We start from the raw sequence: 2444 nt of genomic DNA on the forward strand, positions 1-2444 counted from the left end.
CCTTGTCGATCTGATCGTAGGCCTGTACCTCCACGTTGGGGTTGGCCGCCGCCGCCACGAAGGTAATCGCCGCCGTCAGGGTGGTCTTTCCGTGGTCTACGTGTCCGATGGTCCCCACGTTTACGTGGGGTTTGGTGCGCTCAAATACGCCTTTCGCCATTTGTGTTGCCTCCTTTGGCTTCCGCTAAGGTTTTCCTTTTCAGGAACACACCGCCCGCAGCGGTGGACGGGCGGTGTGGGTTTGGAGCTCGGGATCGGGCTTGAACCGACGACCTCACCCTTACCAAGGGTGTGCTCTACCAGCTGAGCTACCCGAGCACCTGAGGTGTTCGCGCACATAGCGCTTCTGGAGCGGGAAACGAGACTCGAACTCGCGACCCTCTGCTTGGGAAGCAGATGCTCTACCAACTGAGCTATTCCCGCATTGGACGCGCCTTTAAGGCGCTTTGGTGGGCAGGGGCGGATTCGAACCGCCGTACTCCGAAGAGAACAGATTTACAGTCTGTCGCCTTTAACCACTCGGCCACCTACCCTTGTGGAGCCACCCATCGGAATTGAACCGACAACCTTCCGATTACAAGTCGGGTGCTCTACCAGTTGAGCTAGGGTGGCCCGGCTTGCTGTTCTTCCGATGGTTGCTTTGGACAGAGGGGTTGAACCTCGTCCAAGTCGTAAGGTTACACCACGCGCGAGGGGCTGTCAAGCCAAACAAAGGCCGTAAACAAGCCAAAGCCTGACACCTTGGGATCCGCGTTCCAGCATCTGAAGGTCTGGTACAGTACGGACATGCAAATTACTCCTTTTGGGGCGGCCCAGACCGTGACCGGTAGCTGTCATCTGGTCGAACACCGGGATTTCAGATTGTTGCTCGATTGTGGGGCCTACCAGGGGGCGGACGAAGAGCGCAACGAGGAGCCTTTTGGTTTTGACCCCCAGCACATTGATGCAGTGCTAATTTCCCACGCTCACAACGACCATATTGGACGCTTGCCCTTGCTGCTGCGTCGGGGCTACAGGGGCCGGGTGTATGTGACCGAGCCCACCCGGCTGATTCTGCCGGTAATATTGCAAGATTCGCTCAAGCTGATGCAAGAAGAGCGCGAGCGCCAGCGGCGCAAGGGCCGCGAGGCACCGCCTTTGCCCTGGGACGAAAACGACCTGGCCGAGCTGTATGGCCGCCTGGAAGAGGTCACCTATTACCAGACTCAGAGCCTGGGGCCTTTCCGTTACCGTTTGCGCGATGCAGGCCACCTGCCGGGTAGTGCCTTCATTCAGCTAGAAGCCGATGACAAGACCCTGATTTTCAGCGGCGACCTGGGACACCGGCGCAAGGATGTGCTGACCGACCCCGATTACCCCGCCCAGGTAGACCTGATGGTCTGCGAAGGAACTTATGGCGACCGCTCCCACCGCCCCTTTGCTGCCACCCTGGAAGAGTTCGCCGACATTCTGAACGGGGTGCTGAGCCAGGAGGGCAAGGTGTTCATTCCGTCGTTTGCCCTCGAGCGCACCCAGGAGATTCTGTTTTATATCCGCGAGCTCGAGCAGCGGGAGGCCATTCCTGTGGTTCCGGTGTTTGTGGACTCGCCCATGGCCTCCAAAATAAGCGAGATTTACCCCAAAGTGCGGGACTTCTTTAGCACTGAAGTGCAGCACATCTATTCGCACGGGCTTGATCCCTTTCGTCCCAAGCGCCTTGACTACACCCAAAGCGTGGAAGAGTCCAAAGCTCTCAACTTGATGAAAGGGCCCCTGATCATAATTGCCGGCAACGGGATGCTTTCCGGCGGTCGCATCCTGCACCACCTGCGCCACGGCCTGCCCGAGGCGAACAATGCGGTCATCATCACCGGCTACCAGCCCAGGGGGGGCCTGGGCGAGCTGCTTATCCATGGCGCCGAGACGGTGCGGATGTTCGGCGAAACCGTTAGGGTACGGGCCAAAACCCATACCCTGGGGGGTTTTTCGGGCCATGCGGGCCGCGATGAACTGCTGGACTGGCTGGACAGTGAGAAGCGGGTGGCGCTCGTACATGGCGAGGTGGACAAACTGCAAAGCCTGGGTCAGGCTCTGCGTGAGCGTGGCAAAGGGGCTTTTTTGGCCGAATGGGGCAAACCCATAGAAGTTTAGAGGGGTTGTGGAATCCAGTGCACAGCCTTTTCAAGGCCATTTTGCGCTGCTGAGGGCGCACAAACTTGACGTGAACGGGTCGGGTGGGTATATGGATAAGTAAAGCAATAGCAAGGTTGCTGACTATAGAACTGCAGGTATTGAAGTTATCAGGGGTGATACCAGATTCGGTTAGTTCTCACCAAAGGGTGACGAACTAACCCGACCGAAGTTATCCGCGTAGCGGAGGGCGATACCGCCCCTTGGAAGTTATCCGCGTAGCGGAGGGCGATACCGCCCCTTGGAAGTTATCCGCGTAGCGGAGGGCGATACCG

General features: G+C 58.3%; 2 protein-coding genes and 4 tRNA genes. 1 reads left to right on the forward strand and 5 read right to left on the reverse strand.

The annotated features are described in order from the left end of the window. From Mhypo_RS17540 to Mhypo_RS17560, 5 genes are all read right to left on the reverse strand, one after another. A partial coding sequence (locus Mhypo_RS17540; RefSeq protein ID WP_240637341.1) for a GTP-binding protein occupies nt 1-160 on the reverse strand: 160 nt, incomplete at its 3' end. An 82-nt stretch (nt 161-242) separates the two neighbouring features. Continuing rightward, nucleotides 243-318: transfer RNA gene (locus tag Mhypo_RS17545), tRNA-Thr, on the reverse strand. 29 nt (nt 319-347) lie between these two features. Next, a tRNA-Gly gene (locus tag Mhypo_RS17550) sits at nt 348-423 on the reverse strand. 24 nt (nt 424-447) lie between these two features. After that, a tRNA-Tyr gene (locus Mhypo_RS17555) sits at nt 448-533 on the reverse strand. Between the two features lie 3 nt (nt 534-536). Beyond that, a tRNA-Thr gene (locus Mhypo_RS17560) sits at nt 537-612 on the reverse strand. Between the two features lie 174 nt (nt 613-786). On the opposite strand from Mhypo_RS17560, the gene Mhypo_RS17565 reads away from it, so the two are divergent. Beyond that, nucleotides 787-2130: an MBL fold metallo-hydrolase gene (locus tag Mhypo_RS17565; protein WP_119342505.1), complete on the forward strand. Its 1344-nt coding sequence runs from the start codon at nt 787-789 to the stop codon at nt 2128-2130. Nucleotides 2131-2444 lie beyond the last annotated feature (314 nt).

Source organism: Meiothermus hypogaeus (genome assembly GCF_003574035.1).
GTDB lineage: Bacteria > Deinococcota > Deinococci > Deinococcales > Thermaceae > Meiothermus > Meiothermus hypogaeus.

Bases quoted from the DNA above. Each gene is read 5' to 3' on its own strand.
- Mhypo_RS17565 (WP_119342505.1), top strand. From the start codon at position 787: ATGCAAATTACTCCTTTTGGGGCGGCCCAGACCGTGACCGGTAGCTGT.